The sequence below is a fragment of the Actinomadura chokoriensis genome, from assembly GCF_041463665.1.
Lineage (GTDB): Bacteria > Actinomycetota > Actinomycetes > Streptosporangiales > Streptosporangiaceae > Spirillospora > Spirillospora chokoriensis_A.
Map to the genome: position 1 here is coordinate 1 of NZ_JAXCEJ010000013.1, position 15,756 is coordinate 15,756.

General features: G+C 65.6%; 17 protein-coding genes and 1 pseudogene. 13 read left to right on the plus strand and 5 right to left on the minus strand.

Going from position 1 to position 15,756, the window contains the following annotated elements; genetic code table 11:
- Positions 1 to 459: transposase (locus SM418_RS20265; protein ID WP_371966086.1), on the plus strand; the 459-nt coding region annotated here is incomplete at its 5' end.
- A gap of 98 nt (positions 460 to 557) precedes the next feature.
- Here SM418_RS20265 and SM418_RS20270 read toward each other — a convergent pair.
- A complete protein-coding gene (locus tag SM418_RS20270) occupies positions 558 to 1,340 on the minus strand; it encodes a CbtA family protein (RefSeq protein WP_371942654.1) in 783 nt (260 codons plus the stop codon).
- Positions 1,341 to 1,361: 21 nt separating this feature from the next.
- Positions 1,362 to 1,580: a CbtB domain-containing protein gene (locus SM418_RS20275; protein ID WP_371942655.1), complete on the minus strand. Its 219-nt coding sequence runs from the start codon at positions 1,578 to 1,580 to the stop codon at positions 1,362 to 1,364.
- Between the two features lie 969 nt (positions 1,581 to 2,549).
- Between SM418_RS20275 and SM418_RS20280 the strand changes: the two genes are divergently transcribed.
- The 7 genes from SM418_RS20280 to SM418_RS20310 all read left to right on the plus strand — a co-directional run bounded on the left by SM418_RS20280 (position 2,550) and on the right by SM418_RS20310 (position 7,684).
- A complete protein-coding gene (locus SM418_RS20280; protein WP_371942656.1) occupies positions 2,550 to 3,797 on the plus strand; it encodes a YcaO-like family protein in 1,248 nt (415 codons plus the stop codon).
- The gene (locus tag SM418_RS20285) at positions 3,794 to 4,468 is read left to right on the plus strand and encodes a TfuA-like protein (protein WP_371942657.1); all 675 of its coding nucleotides are present in this window, start codon (positions 3,794 to 3,796) and stop codon (positions 4,466 to 4,468) included. The genes SM418_RS20280 and SM418_RS20285 overlap by 4 nt, the downstream gene beginning before the upstream one ends.
- Positions 4,469 to 5,464: 996 nt before the next feature.
- A complete protein-coding gene (locus SM418_RS20290) occupies positions 5,465 to 5,779 on the plus strand; it encodes a hypothetical protein (protein ID WP_371942658.1) in 315 nt (104 codons plus the stop codon).
- Positions 5,780 to 5,926: 147 nt separating this feature from the next.
- A complete protein-coding gene (locus tag SM418_RS20295; RefSeq protein WP_132047274.1) occupies positions 5,927 to 6,346 on the plus strand; it encodes an SH3-like domain-containing protein in 420 nt (139 codons plus the stop codon).
- Positions 6,346 to 6,654, plus strand: a complete 309-nt coding sequence (locus SM418_RS20300; RefSeq protein WP_371942659.1) for an SH3-like domain-containing protein — start codon at positions 6,346 to 6,348, stop codon at positions 6,652 to 6,654. The genes SM418_RS20295 and SM418_RS20300 overlap by 1 nt, the downstream gene beginning before the upstream one ends.
- Complete coding sequence (gene scnC, locus SM418_RS20305) at positions 6,651 to 7,349, plus strand: thiocyanate hydrolase subunit gamma (RefSeq protein WP_371942660.1); 699 nt, start codon at positions 6,651 to 6,653, stop codon at positions 7,347 to 7,349. The genes SM418_RS20300 and scnC overlap by 4 nt, the downstream gene beginning before the upstream one ends.
- The gene (locus tag SM418_RS20310) at positions 7,346 to 7,684 is read left to right on the plus strand and encodes an SH3-like domain-containing protein (protein ID WP_132047268.1); all 339 of its coding nucleotides are present in this window, start codon (positions 7,346 to 7,348) and stop codon (positions 7,682 to 7,684) included. The genes scnC and SM418_RS20310 overlap by 4 nt, the downstream gene beginning before the upstream one ends.
- Positions 7,685 to 8,012: 328 nt before the next feature.
- Here the strand turns inward: SM418_RS20310 and SM418_RS20315 are convergent, their stop codons facing one another.
- Complete coding sequence (locus tag SM418_RS20315; protein ID WP_207945655.1) at positions 8,013 to 8,699, minus strand: YoaK family protein; 687 nt, start codon at positions 8,697 to 8,699, stop codon at positions 8,013 to 8,015.
- A gap of 711 nt (positions 8,700 to 9,410) precedes the next feature.
- Between SM418_RS20315 and SM418_RS20320 the strand changes: the two are divergent.
- The 4 genes and pseudogenes from SM418_RS20320 to SM418_RS20335 all read left to right on the plus strand — a co-directional run.
- Positions 9,411 to 10,085: pseudogene (locus SM418_RS20320) on the plus strand (transposase family protein); the annotation flags it as partial.
- 75 nt (positions 10,086 to 10,160) lie between these two features.
- Positions 10,161 to 10,535: an ATP-binding protein gene (locus SM418_RS20325; RefSeq protein WP_243718428.1), complete on the plus strand. Its 375-nt coding sequence runs from the start codon at positions 10,161 to 10,163 to the stop codon at positions 10,533 to 10,535.
- A gap of 366 nt (positions 10,536 to 10,901) precedes the next feature.
- Positions 10,902 to 11,321, plus strand: a complete 420-nt coding sequence (locus tag SM418_RS20330) for a plasmid mobilization protein (RefSeq protein WP_132047262.1) — start codon at positions 10,902 to 10,904, stop codon at positions 11,319 to 11,321.
- The gene (locus SM418_RS20335; protein ID WP_132047260.1) at positions 11,318 to 12,865 is read left to right on the plus strand and encodes a relaxase/mobilization nuclease domain-containing protein; all 1,548 of its coding nucleotides are present in this window, start codon (positions 11,318 to 11,320) and stop codon (positions 12,863 to 12,865) included. Before SM418_RS20330 ends, SM418_RS20335 begins: the two co-directional genes overlap by 4 nt.
- Before the next feature lie 266 nt (positions 12,866 to 13,131).
- Here the strand turns inward: SM418_RS20335 and SM418_RS20340 are convergent, their stop codons facing one another.
- Complete coding sequence (locus SM418_RS20340) at positions 13,132 to 13,419, minus strand: hypothetical protein (RefSeq protein ID WP_132047258.1); 288 nt, start codon at positions 13,417 to 13,419, stop codon at positions 13,132 to 13,134.
- A 173-nt stretch (positions 13,420 to 13,592) separates the two neighbouring features.
- On the opposite strand from SM418_RS20340, the gene SM418_RS20345 reads away from it, so the two are divergent.
- Complete coding sequence (locus SM418_RS20345; RefSeq protein ID WP_132047292.1) at positions 13,593 to 13,790, plus strand: helix-turn-helix domain-containing protein; 198 nt, start codon at positions 13,593 to 13,595, stop codon at positions 13,788 to 13,790.
- 151 nt (positions 13,791 to 13,941) lie between these two features.
- Here the strand turns inward: SM418_RS20345 and SM418_RS20350 are convergent, their stop codons facing one another.
- Positions 13,942 to 15,294 carry a tyrosine-type recombinase/integrase gene (locus tag SM418_RS20350; protein WP_132047256.1) on the minus strand — a complete coding sequence of 451 codons (1,353 nt, stop codon included), beginning with the start codon at positions 15,292 to 15,294 and terminating at the stop codon, positions 13,942 to 13,944.
- Positions 15,295 to 15,756: the final 462 nt, after the last annotated feature.

A 15,756-nucleotide genomic window follows, 5' to 3' on the forward strand; every position in this document is an offset into this window, starting at 1 on the left:
GTCCATCTGCTGCGCAACTCGTTCCGGTACGCGGCCCGCCAGGACTGGGACAAGATCGCCAAGGCTCTCAAGCCCGTCTACACCGCCCCGACCGAGTCGGCAGCGACCGAGCGGTGGCTGGAGTTCGCCGAGACCTGGGGCGGCAAGTACCCGGCGATCGTGCGGCTGTGGGAGAACTCCTGGGCCGAGTTCGTGCCGTTCCTGCAGTTCGACCCCGAGATCCGCAAGGTCGTGTGCTCCACCAACGCCATCGAGAGCGTGAACGCCCGCATCCGCCGCGCGGTCAAGGCCCGCGGACATTTCCCCAACGAGCAGGCCGCCCTCAAGTGCGTCTACCTCGCAGTGATGAGCCTCGACCCCACCGGCACCGGCCGCAAACGCTGGATCGCCCGCTGGAAGGCCGCCCTCAACGCCTTCGACATCGCCTTCGAAGGCCGCCTCACCGCCGCCCGCAACTGACCTCAGCAAGATCGAGTTACACCGTTAACTGGACACACCCACGGTAAAAGGCGGACACACGATCAACCAGTACAACCACGAAAACCCAGGTCAGATACTCACTGAGAACGAGCTACACCCATCGCAGAATGTGTGTTGCTTGTGTCGATGACCCGGGCTGCGAGTGCACCGAATACAAGCCCGAGGACGGTCCAGATGATCGCGGTTGTGGCGAGTGAGGCTATTCGGAACCGCCACAGCACGGCGGCGGGGTAGTCGGCTGGTACTTCGTTGAATCCGGGCAGCGTGATTGAGGCGATGCCGACCAGCACCAGGAACACGCCGCCGCCGATGAGGGTGGCGTTCCACACCCCGAGGCGGGCGGTCAGGCGGCGCGCCGTCTGGGTTGCGATGACCACGGCGATGATGCTGACGGTGATCAGGGCCAGGTACGAGACCGTCCGGCTCCCGATGGTGTCCTCGTGACCGACCGCGGGCGGGTTCGCCGGATACTTCGTGAACGGCACCAGTCCGACGAGGACGAATCCCGCGCCCGCCAGCAGCGCCGAGATCGGTCGAGCCGTCAGCTCTCCTAGGCGTCCGTGGAGTCCGGCGAAGACCAGGGCGAAGATGCCGCCGATCGCGATGCCGAAGAGCGCGAGCGCGACGGACAGCCCAAGAGTCTCCTGCACGCCGCGGGACACGGCCGCCTCGGCGGCCTCGTGTACGTGCGGGCTTGCTCCGGCCACGTGCGAGTGTGCGGCGCCGGCCTGGTCATGGCCTTCTTCGTAGCTGATGGCATCGCGGATCGCTGGTTCGCCGACGAACCAGGCGAACACGGTGGCCACCATGCCTGCGATGAGCCCGGCCAGCATGCCTCGGATGAGAAGTGCTCTGATCACTGAGCTCTCCTGGGCGGGTGATCAGTGGCAGGGGGAGCCGACGATGTGGCGACCATCGTGCATGAACTCGTGAATGGTCGAGCCGCTGAACAGGGAAGTGGCGCCCTGTTCCGCTCCGACGAAGTAGAGGATGGTGAGGCCGAGGACGACGGCGAACAGCGCCCACGGGACGATCTCTCGCAGGGGTAGCCGAATGGGAGCGGGGCGGGCAGAGGTCGCGGGGGGCACCAGATTAGCCATGCATTCTCTCCTCTTCGATCCTGCCATCCGCACCGGAAAGGATCTTCCGTGTGCTGGCGCACTTCATACGCATTCGGACTCTAACACGCCTTCGCCTAGTTGGTCACGGCTCTAGTGAAGATCAATTCTTAATGGTGCAGCAGGCGCCCTTGTGGCATCGACCGCATCGAGGCATGTGAATGAGAGTTGCATTTTTATTGATCACCGCCCGTTTGTTGCGGCTGAGTATCGGCCGGGGACGCCTGTCCGGGATTTCTGCAGCAGGTGACGCAGTTATCGGACAGGCGGCCGTGCTCGTGCTCCCGGCCCTGGAACGAAACCGCGACTGAACTGGGGCGAGCCGGGACGTCCCGGGTGGCGCCGGTTCAGCCGCGGACCTCCTTGCCGGACGCGTGCCGCCCTTGATCCGGCCCCGCATGGCATCGCGTGTCGTCGGCGGCGGGTCGGTGCTGCCTACGGTGCGGTTCGGTGATGGGCGGGCGCTATCGGTGCTGTGCGACGCCCGGTTCGCTCACGGTGGTGTGGTCATGAGCGGCGGCGGGGGCGACGAGCCCCTCAGCGAGCCTGGCGTTCAGATAGGAGGCGGCAGTATCGCTCAGTTCGAGGCCCGGACCGCTGTTGCGGCCGGCGGCTACCGAACGGTCGGGTCGGGTTTCTGCTGCGCTTTTCATGGCACACCCCTGTTCATCACAGTGAGCCGCGTCCGCAGTACCTGTGCCGGTCCGCTCTGGAGAGACGCGACCGATTGGCATCAAGAGACTAGCATGCTCAATTGCGGCGGAACAGGCACGTGGACATGCTGACGTGCCGTCATCATTACCTTGTGGTAAGGGTGGTCTGTGTGATCTGCTAGAGCGTGTGATGCACCTTGCGCACAAAGCGTTGGAGTTGCGTTCTAATTCTGGTAGCGACGTTCACGCAAATTCTGGTTGTCCGAATTAATGATCACGTGATGTGTCAGGATGGCGGTTGCGGGATCTGTTCACGACGGGATGGAAGGTGCCGGTTCTCAGCAGCAGTTTCCGCACTGCCCCGGCGGCGGAGACCGCGAGACGTGCGTGGGAGGTGGCCCGTCGGCTCGGTGTGACACGCTGTGCCGACGCGACCTGGCTGGACCGGGTGGGTATTCCGGTCTACTCGGCGACCAGACCGGACGCGGCCGCCGTCATCGTCACCGCGGGCAAGGGAGGGACGTCGGATGAGGCGCGCGCCGGCGCTTTGATGGAGGCCGTCGAACTCGCGGTGGCGGAGCGGTCGGCGGCGGAGGCGGATCGGCGGGGCGACCTCGTGCGGCTCACCGCGCGCGAGGCGGTGGACCGGGGCAGTCCCAGTGTCGGGAGCCTGTGTCCGGTCCTGGGCAGGAAAGTCGACCCGGATCAGGAGTTCGCCTGGGTGCGGACGGCCGAGGCCATTTCGGGGGGAGACTTTCTCGTCCCCGCGGAACTGGTCTTCCACCCTTGCCCGCCTCAGTTGGCGGCCGGCCTGTGGGGATCCACGACCACGGGGCTGGCATCCGGCAATAGTCCCGATGAGGCCGTCCTGCACGGGCTGTGCGAAGTCATCGAACGCGACGCCTTGTCGTTCGAGACGGTCCGGTCGGATTCGCTGCTGGTACGTCCTGCGCAGCTGCCGGCTGTCCCGGCGATGATGATGGAACGGATTCAGGATGCCGGCCTCAAGGTATGGCTTCGCCTGGTGCCCACCCCTCTCGGACCTTGCTTCTCCAGCCTGGTCGCCGACGACGATCTGGCCTCGCCGCTCGCGTGCAACGGGGGTTACGGCTTCCATCCGGTAGCGGCGATAGCCGCAGCTCGCGCACTCTGCGAGGCCGCCCAGTCCCGACTGACGTATATTCAGGGTGCGCGAGATGACCTGGAGGTGACGGTGGAGTTCATCGACTCCTTCACCGCAGAGAAGCGGCGTGCGTACCGGGACGAACTCGTGGCCGGCTTTGCTCGTGATGATGAAGCGATAGATTTCGCAGATATTCCCACCGCCCAGGCGTCATCGATCGCAGAGCTTCTCGCGGATCTGCTCGAACGGTGCCGAGCGAATGGATTCGATCGAGTGGGGGTTTACCGGTACCCGGCGTTGGCGCGGCCATTCACGGTGGTCCGAGTGACCGTGCCCTTCGCGGAGCATTTCACGCAGGCCACCCGCCGGGTCGGGGTGCGCCTTGCGGAGATGGCCGACATGGTCCTGGACGAGAGCACGTGACGATCACGAGGCCCGTCGGCTACACGTTCCTCGGACCGACCGCCCACGGTTTCGCCCGCGACAGGTTCCAGGGGCCGAGGATGGTCGTCCTGCCCCCGGTGCAGCGCGGTGACGTCGCCGCGCTCGTAACCGGAACGAACGGCCCTCCGGGTGATCTTGTCATTGTGGACGGCCGCTTCGGTGACGTACTCGCGGTGGGCCACCGCGAGATTCTCGCCGCGCTCGACGCCGGGTGGCAGGTCTGGGGCCTGGCATCCATGGGCGCGATACGCGCGGCGGAGCTGTCCAGCTACGGGATGCGGGGGTTCGGGGGCGTGTACCGGTGTTTCGCCGACCGGATGGTCCCGGACGACGAGGTCGCGGTCCTGCACGGGCCGGAACCGGAGTACCGGCCGCTCAGCGAAGCTATGATCGACCTCAGATCGTTTCTCACCCATCTGGCCGCCAGAGGCATTCTCCGGCCGCAGCAGGCGGACGAGGTAGCGGCCTTGCTGGCCGGCCGGTGGTTCGGGGAGCGCACTACGACCGCCCTCGCGGAACTGTGCGGCCAGGTCGCTGGCCCGCGCGTCATGCCCGGTGTCCGGGATGCGCTCCAGGCGTTGCCGCGCCACCGCGTGAAGAGTGCCGACCTGCTGAGGTTCTTCCAGGCGGAGTCGTGGCGGTGGAGTTGACCGCAAGAAGCCTCACACTGCCGCGTCCTGCCGGCCCGGCCGCGCTTCCCGGACGGTAGCCCCGGCCGATCGCCGCAACGCGCCCTGCCGGGTTAAAGCGAAACTCGCGGGCGCAGCAAGTCTCTTTGGGGGGCCTTTGCCGTCTTCTGGAGTCAGGTGACGGACTCTTGTGTGAGAAGACGTCATGTGGCGCTTGGTGGTGGGTAGCAGCCCGACATCGAACTTCGCGGTCCTTCCTGCTTCCAGTTCACGGTGACCGGAAGTCGTCCACACGTATCGTCTCGGGGAGAATTGGTTGGCGATCTGGCAGTTGGCACGAGTCGGGCGGAGCCCCGACGATCGTGTCATCGATAAGAACGTAGTGCGCGGGCTCTCGGTCGCAGGGACCAGCGGGCCCCGTGTGCCGTTGCGAAGCCGGCTGGCGGTCCTGTGACCGCCGAAGCGGCCGCGGCGCTCGGTGCGCCACAGCCGAGATGCACCATCACCGTGTGCCGGGGCTGTTGCTGCGGTACTGACCGGAGAAATCCAGGAGTCGACCACGACCGGCTGGAGAGACGCCTCCGCCGCCAACTGGCATGCGATGTCCGGCTGCGCTACACCGACTGCCTCGGACCCTGCACCCAAGCGAACGTCATCATCGTCAACCCGTCCGCACAAGGCCGGGCGGCCGGCGGCCGGGCGGCGTGGCTCGGGCGCATCCTGGACACGGACGCGGTCGATGACATCACAGCCTGGGCCAACGCGGGCGGTCCGGGAGTGGCCAATCCTCCGGCGACGCTGAACCTGTATTCATTCAAACCGGCCAGGCACGGCCGTTGAGGGGTGCATCACCGACTCGAGATGAGCGGCTCCTGCATTGCATCCAGGTCGATTCCATCCCTTCATTACAGCAATGTACGGCAAAACATATCTGGTGGTTGTCGACGACCCGGAAGGGCATGAGAAAACCGCGTCAGGACGAGAAACGAACCAACGTGAAGAGGAAGGGGTGAACTGGTGTCGGGCTTCGAGAAAAGACTGGCATGCGTTATCGGTGCAGATGGCGGAGTCGTTCGCGGCTACCTAGTGGAAGGCTGCGCCTTCGACGGCGTGAACGAATACGTCGTCGACTGGGGGGTGCCGCTGTACGGCGGCGATGCCAAGACCAACTTCGCCGCCACGATCGGCAGTGCCGAAGGCGAGACGGTGGAGCCAGGACTGATCACAGTCGGCCTGGGCGAAGGACAGAATCAACTGAGGGTGCGCACTTACGCCCCGGACGGGACCCCGGCGCCCCGGCCCTTCCATATCGCCTGCTTCAGGGACCAGTGAGTCCGGTCGAACCGGCCGATCCGTACCCTGCCGCCTCATCCGGGCAAGTCAACTTTCGTTTGCACTGCCCTTTGACTCCTGCGCGGTTGAAGGCACGCGTCCCGGTAAGTGAAGCCGGTGACGAACTCGATTTAGAAGGGAGATCGCATGTCGAGGATGCAGTACGACACGCTCCTGGACAAGGTCCGGCATCTGAATCCGGAGAATCGCGAGGTCCTGGACTCGCCGTACACCATCTCGAACGAGGAGTACCACACGCTGACGTCGGTCGTTCACGACGTCGGCGGCGAAACGGACTGGCCCCAGCCGTACCTGCCGAAGGGCGAGACGGAATGGGAGATGAACACCTACCTCACCTGCGAATGCCTGGGGTGGCGCGGGGCCTGGAACTCGGAGATGCGGCGGCGGGCCGAGAACGACCTCGGCAAGACGCAGTACTACGGCATGCCGTACTACGGCCGCTGGATCACGGTGGCCGCCAAGACGCTCGTCAACAAGGGCCTGCTCACGACCGACGAACTCGGCAAGAAGATCGATGAGGTCCGCGAACGTCTGGAGAGCAAGTGATGGCCACTCCCAAGTTCAAGATCGGTGATCGGGTGCGGGTCCGCAACCAGACCACCCTCTTCCACACGCGCACGCAGAAGTACACCCGAGGCCGCGCCGGTGTCGTGGCCGAGCACCGCCCCGAGTGGGTGATCCCCGAAGACGAGGCCTGGGACCGGATGGAGAACGGCCGCCACGAGCCGTTCTACGTCGTCCAGTTCAAGCAGACGGAACTGTGGCCGGACTACTCCGGCTACCCCGTCGACACCCTCACGTCCGAGTTCTCGGAGCGCTGGCTCGAGGCCGTCGACGGCAAGGAGGAAACATGAGCGACAGCCACCACGACGGGCACAACACGTTCCCGGTGGCGGACAAGGTCAGCGAGTTCGAGGTCCTCGAACTGGCGGTCCGTGAGCTGTGCATCGAGAAGGGCATCTTCTCGGCCGAGGACCACCGCGCCTTCGCCGAGTGGGCGGACGGTGTCGGCCCGCACGGCGGGTCGAAGCTGGTCGCCAAGGCGTGGACGGACCCGGCGTTCAAGGAGCGCCTACTCCAGAACGGCACCGGGGCCTGCAAGGAGGTCGGGATCGACTGGCTGCGCCCCACGGGATCGGGCACGCCGAGCGACTACACCTTCTTCTACGTGCTGGAGAACACGCCGCGCGTACACAACGTGATCGTGTGCACGCTGTGCTCCTGCTACCCGCGTCCCGTCCTCGGCATGTCGCCGGACTGGTACCGCACCCCGAGCTATCGCCGCCGGATGGTCCGCCGGCCGCGCGAGGTCCTCGGCGAGTTCGGACTCCACCTGCCGGCGGACGTCGAGGTGCGGGTGCACGACTCGAACCAGAAGTCGCGGTTCATGGTCATGCCGATGCGGCCGGAGGGGACCGACGGGTGGAGCGAGGAGCAGCTCGCCGAAATCGTGACGCGCGACACCATGATCGGTGTGGCGCTGCCGAAGGTCGGCCGTACCGAGGACACCGGTTCGCTGGCCGCTCAGAAGGTGGGGATCAAGGGATGAGCGACCCGTCCCGAACCTACGACATCCTGATGGAGACGCTGGACGACATCGGGGAGCGTACGGACACTTCGCTGCGCTGTATCGAGCATGAGCCGGAGGTCTGGGAGAATAGGATGCAGGCCACCTGCGAGGCGCTGTCCAAGAACGGTGCGCTGGACAACCTGGAGCGCCGCCGACTCGAGGACCGGATGGGCGAGTCGCTGTACGTGCGGTTCCCGGTCCAGACGAGGTCGGCGCTCACGGTGGCGCACACCCTCATGGACCGCGAGGTGTTCACTGAGGAGGAACTGCGGGCCAAGATGAAGGGCGTGCGCGCCAAGCTCGAAGAAGTGTGACGGATCCGCAGCCGTGATCGCCGTGGGCGCGCCAGGACGCAGGCCCACGGCGATCAACGGGTCCGGCGGCCATGCTGCCGGTCGTCGTGCTGGGGTGGTGCGCTCTGCCGGTAATACCGACACCATGCCCCCAGGGCGGAGGATCCGTGGACCCGGTCGCGAACAACGCTGCGATCAGCTGCTCGATCGAGGTGGCGGCGTCCTGCCGGTATTCAACCGGGGAGTGGTCCGCTTGGCCTGGGCGCTGCACGCTGCCGGTGAGAACCGGTACGTGCCGCCGGACCTGACGCGCACCACAGATGTGTGTCTGTATCGCAGGCAGTCTTTGTCAACCCCACTTCTCGGCGTTGGCCCGCTGTGCGGTGAGAAAGGATATGGCTGCGACCACGATCAGCACCACGGCCGCACACCACAGGGGGGCCGCTACCGTGACCTTTCGGATGAGCAGAGTGCCGATTGCAGCGCCCAGCAGCAACGCGGCAATCGAGGAAAGTCTTCGTGCGATTCGTTCTTTTGCCTCAGCACGATCGGCGACGAGGGCAGTGAGCGTGGTCGTGACCACGATGGTCCGAAAGTCAGGTACCTCCAGTCGGCGCACGATCGCGTACTGCCATCCCATGGACACGGCGAGAACGCTGATCGCTGGGTAACGCCCGAACTCGTGCGCGTGGCCGAGGCTCATCACGACCAGTGCAGCTGCGATAAGGGCGCCCGCCTGCGTGGCCGTGGCTGCACCGAGCAATCGACCTCGGTGTGCGATCCGGTTGAAGGCCAGATGCCCGCCGACCACCGCTCCGACGCAGAAGCACACGGTCGACACCGTGGTCGGCAGGATCTCGCCCGCCACCCCTTTGCTGCCGCCCAAGCCAAGACCAAGAAAGATGATATTGCCTGTCATGTTGGCGACGAAGACATTGCCGAGTTCAAGGAAGCTGACCGCATCCACCAATCCGGTCATGACCGTGAGAAGCACGAGCAGCGGCGGCAGCGGTCCATGGTCTCGAGGTTCAGGCACTCGTGCATCCTTGCAGGCTGCAGGCGCGACCTTGAAGCCATGCCCGGCGTGTTGCTGCTACGAATTTGGTAGTCCTCCCCAGGTACGGGGACGCCTGAGACAAAGCGGCACATTCGTGAGCTGTTCTAGTACATCTGGCTTGAGATAGGGGACAGCAGCCTGGAAGATGCCGGCTAATCGGAGGATGAGCAGTAGGCGGATCTATCGGCTGTGCTGGCGCATGGGAGCGTTGGATTCGGAGCACAGCACACGGATTAGGAATCCACTGTGCGTTTGCCAACGGCTGGACTTCTCGCAGTTGTGGACGGCCACCGGCAACCTCAATCAGACCGAAGCGACAAGGACCCCGCCGAGTGGACGTCGACTCTTGCGGGCTTCCGATGCATGTACCTCGACGCCCCACGCGGCCAGCCCTGGGCGGGGCTCGCGCTCGCTCACGCGTGATCAAGCGGCGGTGCTGCTGGAGCAGCCGTTGCACGGCGGGCAGAGGCTGGGCCCCATGTAGCGGTGGGATTGTGGACAGGCCCGCGCACCGAGGAACTATGGGGGTCTGCAATGGCTCCAGTGACCCTTTTTCATCCGGCTGGGCGGACGCTGATCACAGCATGATCGCGATGGGGGCGTTCGGCGGGTGGCGTGAAGAAACCCCTAGTAGACGGGTTGATCACCACAACCACCGCGTCCGAACCAGGGGCTCTGCTGTCGGCCTGACGGCTGCTCAACCCCGGGCAGCAGGCCCTGCTGGTGCTGGTCCACCTGCGCAAAGGCGACACCTTCACCGAACTCGGGGCCGGATTCGAGATATCGACCAGCACGGCCTGGAGGTATGTCGAAGAGGTGGTGGGGCTGCTGTCGGCGCGGTCACCGAAGCTGACGGCGGCGCTGCGGAAGGCCAAGCAGGACGGGCTGCACCTGGTGGTGCTGGACGGCACGCTCATCACCTGCGACCGGGTGCGGGCCGACCGGCCGTACTACTCGGCCAAGCACCGCTGCCACGGAATGAACGTCCAAGTCATCGCCGGCCCCGACGGAATGATCCTTTGGACGTCCGGAGCAATGCCCGGCCGCACGCACGACCTGACCGCCGCCCGCGTGTGGGGCATTCTCCGCGAGCTGGACAAGGCGGGGATAATCACGCTGGCCGACAAGGGGTATCAAGGCGCCGAGGCCCGCATCGTCTTCACCCCGTACAAGGGACGCGACAAGCCCGAGTCCCAGAAGCAGGCCAACCGCGCGCACGCCAAGCTCCGCGGGCCCGGCGAACGCGCAAACGCCCAGCTCAAAAGCTGGCGAATCCTCCGCAAGCTCCGCTGCAGCCCCAGCAAGGCCGGCCACCTCGTCAAGGCCATCGCCGTCCTACAGAACTACGAAACCACCCGAGGATGAAAAAGGCTCAGTGGGCTGACACTGATTGCGCTTCCCAACGCCGCGTACTGGGCGCGTCGCCATACCGAGGATGTCTTGAAGCGGTGGGATGTGTGCGTCGCACTCGGTGACGCGAAGCTTGTGATTACCGAGTTCATCAGTAACGCGGTGAGGGCGACCGGAATGCTCGACGTGCGGCAGCAAGAGGCGTACGCGAAGGCCCCGCTTGCGGTGCGGTTCACTGAGCTTTCGCAGCTCAATTGGGTGCGGCTGCGGCTGTCCTATGGGCGGGCCATGCTGCTCGTCGAGGTGTGGGACAGCAGCGACGAACCGCCGGTCGAGCAACTGCCCGACTTCGAGTCCGAGGGTGGACGCGGGCTGTTCGTCGTCCGCGCCTACTGTGACAAGTGGGGCTGGTACCCGGCCCAGGGCGGTGGCAAAGTGGTGTGGGCGGAGTTGTCAGTTTCATGACTCTCGCGCGCCGGATGCGCGGGACCCGTCATCACTTCTGTGAAGATAGTGGCGAGCGATGACTTGGTCTGCTGGAGGATATCCCGGCACAGGTGACGATTGTGGCGGTTCCCGTTGTTGCTACGCGTAGAGTACAAAGGGAGCCTCTTCTGGCATGTGGACGTTTTGATAGTTCTCGGCACTGCACGTCATTTGTGAATCGCGTTTGGAATTAGCGCGCCAGCTGGACCGAATTCCCAACCGGTCCAACGGGGGATGCAAGATAGCTGGTAGAGCGCTACCTGTTGTGGATAACTTCCGCGCGGAAGATCACACTGACCAGGCGGGGACCGAGCGCGGTCCCTCAAAAGCCAGGGGCGGAGGTATATGCCGACAGCCAAGCGAGGCGACGACGGGTCGGGGCCGCTGGAGCGTCGAGCCAAACTCGGCGGTGGGCGACGGCGGGAGCGGGAACTGAGAATCCGCATCAGCGATGTGGAGTACGAGGAGATTCATGAAGCAGCGACGCGGGCCGGGCTCGCCTGTAGCGCGTTCGTCATAAGGACGGTGCGCACCGCGATCCGGGAGCAGCAGCCCCTGGACGGGGCACTCGCGGCGATGCATGCCGAGTTGCGGAATGCCAGCCGTCAGGTCAACGCGGTCGGGGTCAACCTCAACCAACTCGTGCGCCATGCCAACGCCCACGGCCAGGTCCCGGAATCGGTGACGTGGTTGGCGGGGTACTGCTTCCAGGTGGTGCGGCGCACCGAGGTCGTCATCGTCGAACTCGGTAGACGGCTGCCATGATCGCGAAGGTCACTCGCGGCGCCGATGTCGGCAACCTGCTGCGGTACCTGTACGGTCCGGGCGGGCGCAACGAGCACACCGACCCTCACATCGTTGCCGGGTACCGGCACCCGGCCGCCCTGGAACCCACACGGCGCGCGGACGGGAAGCGCCACCTCCGTCCGCTGGCCGAGGTGCTGCGTTCTCCGCTGGAGACGATGAGGCGCAGCCGGCCCGCCGAGCCGGTCTGGCAATGCTCGCTCCGGACGGCCCCCACCGATCGTCCCCTGACCGATGAGGAGTGGGCCGACGTCGCCGAGGAGCTGATGCACCAGACCGGCATCGCACCACGCGGCGACGTCGAGGCATGCCGGTGGATCGCCGTGCGCCATGCCGACGATCACATCCATGTCGTGGCCACACTCGCGCGAGAAGACGGCCGCCGACCGAACATCACCCGCGACTACCTCAAGGCCCGCACAGTGTGCCAAACCGTCGAGCAACGGTACGGGCTCTGCCGGACCGCGCCCGCGGACCGCACGGCAACACCGCGCCCTTCACGGGCTGAGCTGGAACGGGCCCAGCGCGCCGGGTTGCAGGAGCCGCCCCGTGTCGCGCTGCGTCGGCAGGTGGCCGCCGCCGCCGCAGCATCCGACAGCGAGGAGGCGTTCTTCGCCGACCTGCGCGAGCGCGGACTCGCGGTACGGCTGCGATTCAGCGTCCGGACACCCGGTGAGGTCACCGGGTACGCCGTCGCGGTGCCCGAGTACACCAACTCGGCGGGTGAACCGGTCTTCTTCTCCGGCGGCAAGCTCGCCGCCGACCTCACCTTGCCCAAGCTGCGCCACCGGTGGACGGACACCGTTGCCTACCGGCCGCCGACCCGGTCGCGCAGGCGGACGTCAGGTTGGTCCGCCGACCACGAGGTGCGCGCTGCGGCCTACCGGGAGGCCACCCGAGCAGCCGGGACAGCGGCATGGCAGATGCGAACGCTCCGTGATCGGCGTGTCCGCGCTGACCTCGCGGCGGCGGCCGCTGACGTCCTGCACGTCACGGCGGACATCACCGGCAACTGCGAACTGGACAAGGCCGCCGACGCCTACGACCGCGCCGCCCGGGAACCGTACGGCCGCCCGCCACCGGTCACACCGTACGGAAGCGCCCTACGAGCAGTAGCGCGACTCCTCGCGGTCACCAACGTCGGCTGGGGAGACCGACGCGAGCAGAAAAGGGACCTCACCGTCGATCTGCTGTTCCTCATAGCGAACATCGCCGACCTCATCGAATCGACGGCCGAGCATCGTCTTGCCCAGCAGCGTCTCGCCCAGGCCGATGCCGCACGCCGGGCCGCGCGGCGGCTGCACGCCATCCGGCGGATAGCGGCTGAGCCGACCGTACCGATGCCGCCGAGCGTCTCGGAGACGCTTGAGGAGGGAAGGGAAATGGCTCGGCTTGTGGCCGAGTCTTTCCCGATACCCCTGGCCGAGGGGTTGGCCGCGACAGCCGTGCCCTCTGTCCGTCCTCTCCAGGGACCACAGCTTCCCAGGGGAGCGTCCAAACGCTGACCGTGCGGGGCGTGACTCGCCGATGCCTCCGGAGTCGTGGAGTCATGATCAAGGCACGGGCACAATTACGGAGCGTAAACAACGTCATGGAGCGGCAGAGCTACCTGCCTGCTGCTCCCCAACAGGAAGGACAGCCATGTCAACGATCACCCCTGGCCCTCCCCCAGAGGGCCTGCAGCCCAAGGAGTGCACTCATGGCTCACGACCACACCCTGACCGACCATGAAACCGAACAGCTCGCCCACGACCTCGAAAGCGCCGTCCGCTCACTGAAGCGGGCCGTCGGCCAATCGTGCGGCCTTGCTGGGCCGGCGACCGTCTGCGGAGTGTTGGACGCTGTCCACACTGCCGTCTCCGGCCTCGATCAACTCCTCCTTCAACTCGAACGCTTCCTCGTGCGCCAGCACATGGACGGACAGCTCGTCCATGACCACGGTCTGAGCCTCGATGAGACTCTCGAAACGTTCAGCCGCACAGTTCTTCACGCCCGCCACTTGGGTGCAGGATGCAGCGAGGCGGTCGACCAGGCCAAGAGCACGATCAACCACGTTCACGGCAGGGGCCTGCCGCCCATGGTCGGTGCTACGCCGTCCCCCGACTCCGTCGCCGAACCGGCACCCACGGCCCCGCTTCGACGAGCCGAGCCACGAGCGAGACGTCCCGAGAACGGGCGGCTACGCACGAGATGGTTCGGCAACTCTCGGAGAGGGGCTGGAGCGTGAAGCAGATGAGCCAGGACGAGCTGCTCGCCCTCCCCACCACGGTCAGCGTCGAGACCGCGGCCCGTGCCATCGGGCTCGGGCGCACGCGCGCCTACCAGCTTGCCCGTCAAGGGCAGTTCCCCTGCAAGGTGATCCGCATCGGGGCGAGCTATCGCGTCGTGACGGCTGACCTCCTCAGGCTCCTCGGCCTCGAACCGAACTGACGAACCGCCAACCATTCGTAGAAGGTCCGGTTCTCCATCGGAGAGCCGGACCTTCGGTGTTGATGGTGAGGGACCGTGCCGTCTGAAGCTTGATCACGAAGAGGTGAGGCTTCCTGGGGGTTGATATCCCCAGGAAGTCTCGTTGTTGGATTCAGACGGCTCGGATCGAAGTGGGTTTCGAGCGGTTTCGGATCTTGTCGAAGGCGTCCAGTGCGGAGTCGTCTTCGTCGGGGAGGGTGTGCAGGTACTTCTCGGTGGTGGTGATGCTGGCGTGGCCGAGGCGTTCCTTCACGGCCTGGAGGTCGGCTCCACCGGCCAGGAGCCAGGACGCGTGTGCGTGACGAAGGTCGTGAGGACGGACGTGGATGCGGAGATCGGCCGCTTGGATGGCGGGTTTCCAGACGTGGTCGCGGAACCAGGTCCGGGGGATGTGGCCGTCGGTGTTGATCGTGCGACGGCGTCTTGGGGAGTCCTTGCCGGCTTCGCGTCGACGGGCGCGGTAGTCGGCGTAGATGTCCTTGCAGTGCTGGCAGCGGCACTTGCCTGCGGAGTACCCGCTGAGCGTGCCGTGTCTGTAACGGCACTCGGGCTCGATGTAGCCGAGGGTCTCGGGATCGAGAAGGACGCGTAGCCGTCGTGGGCGCGGGGGGTCGTCCTGGCGGAGGCGGAAGAGGAGGGAGCCCTCCTCGATGGCTTCTTCCTGGATGTACGCCTTGAGCTTGCAGGCGAGCTGCTTGCTGAAGCGGACGCTGCGGTGCTCCTGGTCCTTCGGGTAGTCCTTCACCCAGAAACGGCCGCCCTCGGGATGGTGTTTGGGATTGAGTTCGATGATGACCCGCGAGACGGTGAGCGTCCGCGTGGCGAAGTCGATGTCCTTCGGCCGCAGTTCTGTGAGTTCACCCCAGCGGAGACCGGTCTCGATCTTGACTTCGACGAGCATCTTCATGCGTGCGTCCGTCAGCGACCCGTAGAGCAGGTCGAACTGCTCCGGCGTGATGATGGTGCGCTTCTTCTTGGGTACCGGGGGTGTCTTAACTCCCTTGCAGGGGTGGAGGACGATGACGAGGTCGTTGAGCGCCGTAGTGAAGATGGCGCTGAGGATGGTCATGCAGTAGCGGATCGTCGGCGGGTTGACGCCTTCATTCTGCAGATGCGTGACCCATTCGCGGACATCGATCGGCAGAACGTCGATCATCCGCATGCTCGCGAACCACGGCATGATGTGCCGGTGGATCTCGTAGTCGTAGTTCTCCCTCGTCCGTAGCTCGATGACGTGGTTGGGGAACCAGACGTCTTCGACGTAGCGTCTGAAGCGCTGCCGCCCCTTCCCCGGGTCGGGAAGGCGTTCTAAAGACAGCTTCGCCAGAGCTTTTTGCCATGCTTTGTCGGCCTGCGCCTCTGTTGCGTAGGTTCCGGCGTGCCTGATGTTCCCCCGGAGGTCGCGGTACACGGCTGCGTAGCGGACCTGGCCGTCCTTGCCGACTCGCGGGCGGGAGAATCCCATGCTGGCTCCTCAGGTGATCGTCTTTGCCACCGAAATGCCACCAAGGACCATGTAGGCGATCTTGGTACGCGGTGACATGAGGCGGCATTGCACCGTCTCTCACCTGGGAATTTACCCTGAAGTTGTTGAACCTCAGAGTGTATTGAGTTCGATTTATCCTGTTCGCATCGAGGGGGTCAGGGGTTCAAATCCCCTCAGCTCCACCCAGGTCAAAGGCCGGTTCCCATGTGGGAGACCGGCCTTTTCGGTGCCTGTACAGCAGCGAAGTACAGCTACGACCCCTCACGCCGGGCTAGTCCCACGCGCTTGGGCATCTGCCGGGGCTGAACTTGGGACGCTTGGGGCCATCGCCGTCACCGCCGTGCGGCGGGGTGGGGCCTGAGGGGTGCTTGTTGTGGAGGCCCGCCACAGCGAACAGGACCACCAGGACGGCTGGTCCGCAGAGCCGCCATGAGTTGTCGC

Bases quoted from the DNA above. Each gene is read 5' to 3' on its own strand.
- SM418_RS20275 (WP_371942655.1), bottom strand. From the start codon at position 1,580: ATGGCTAATCTGGTGCCCCCCGCGACCTCTGCCCGCCCCGCTCCCATT.
- SM418_RS20295 (WP_132047274.1), top strand. From the start codon at position 5,927: ATGTCGAGGATGCAGTACGACACGCTCCTGGACAAGGTCCGGCATCTG.
- SM418_RS20300 (WP_371942659.1), top strand. From the start codon at position 6,346: ATGGCCACTCCCAAGTTCAAGATCGGTGATCGGGTGCGGGTCCGCAAC.
- scnC (WP_371942660.1), top strand. From the start codon at position 6,651: ATGAGCGACAGCCACCACGACGGGCACAACACGTTCCCGGTGGCGGAC.
- SM418_RS20310 (WP_132047268.1), top strand. From the start codon at position 7,346: ATGAGCGACCCGTCCCGAACCTACGACATCCTGATGGAGACGCTGGAC.
- SM418_RS20330 (WP_132047262.1), top strand. From the start codon at position 10,902: ATGCCGACAGCCAAGCGAGGCGACGACGGGTCGGGGCCGCTGGAGCGT.
- SM418_RS20335 (WP_132047260.1), top strand. From the start codon at position 11,318: ATGATCGCGAAGGTCACTCGCGGCGCCGATGTCGGCAACCTGCTGCGG.
- SM418_RS20345 (WP_132047292.1), top strand. From the start codon at position 13,593: ATGAGCCAGGACGAGCTGCTCGCCCTCCCCACCACGGTCAGCGTCGAG.
- SM418_RS20350 (WP_132047256.1), bottom strand. From the start codon at position 15,294: ATGGGATTCTCCCGCCCGCGAGTCGGCAAGGACGGCCAGGTCCGCTAC.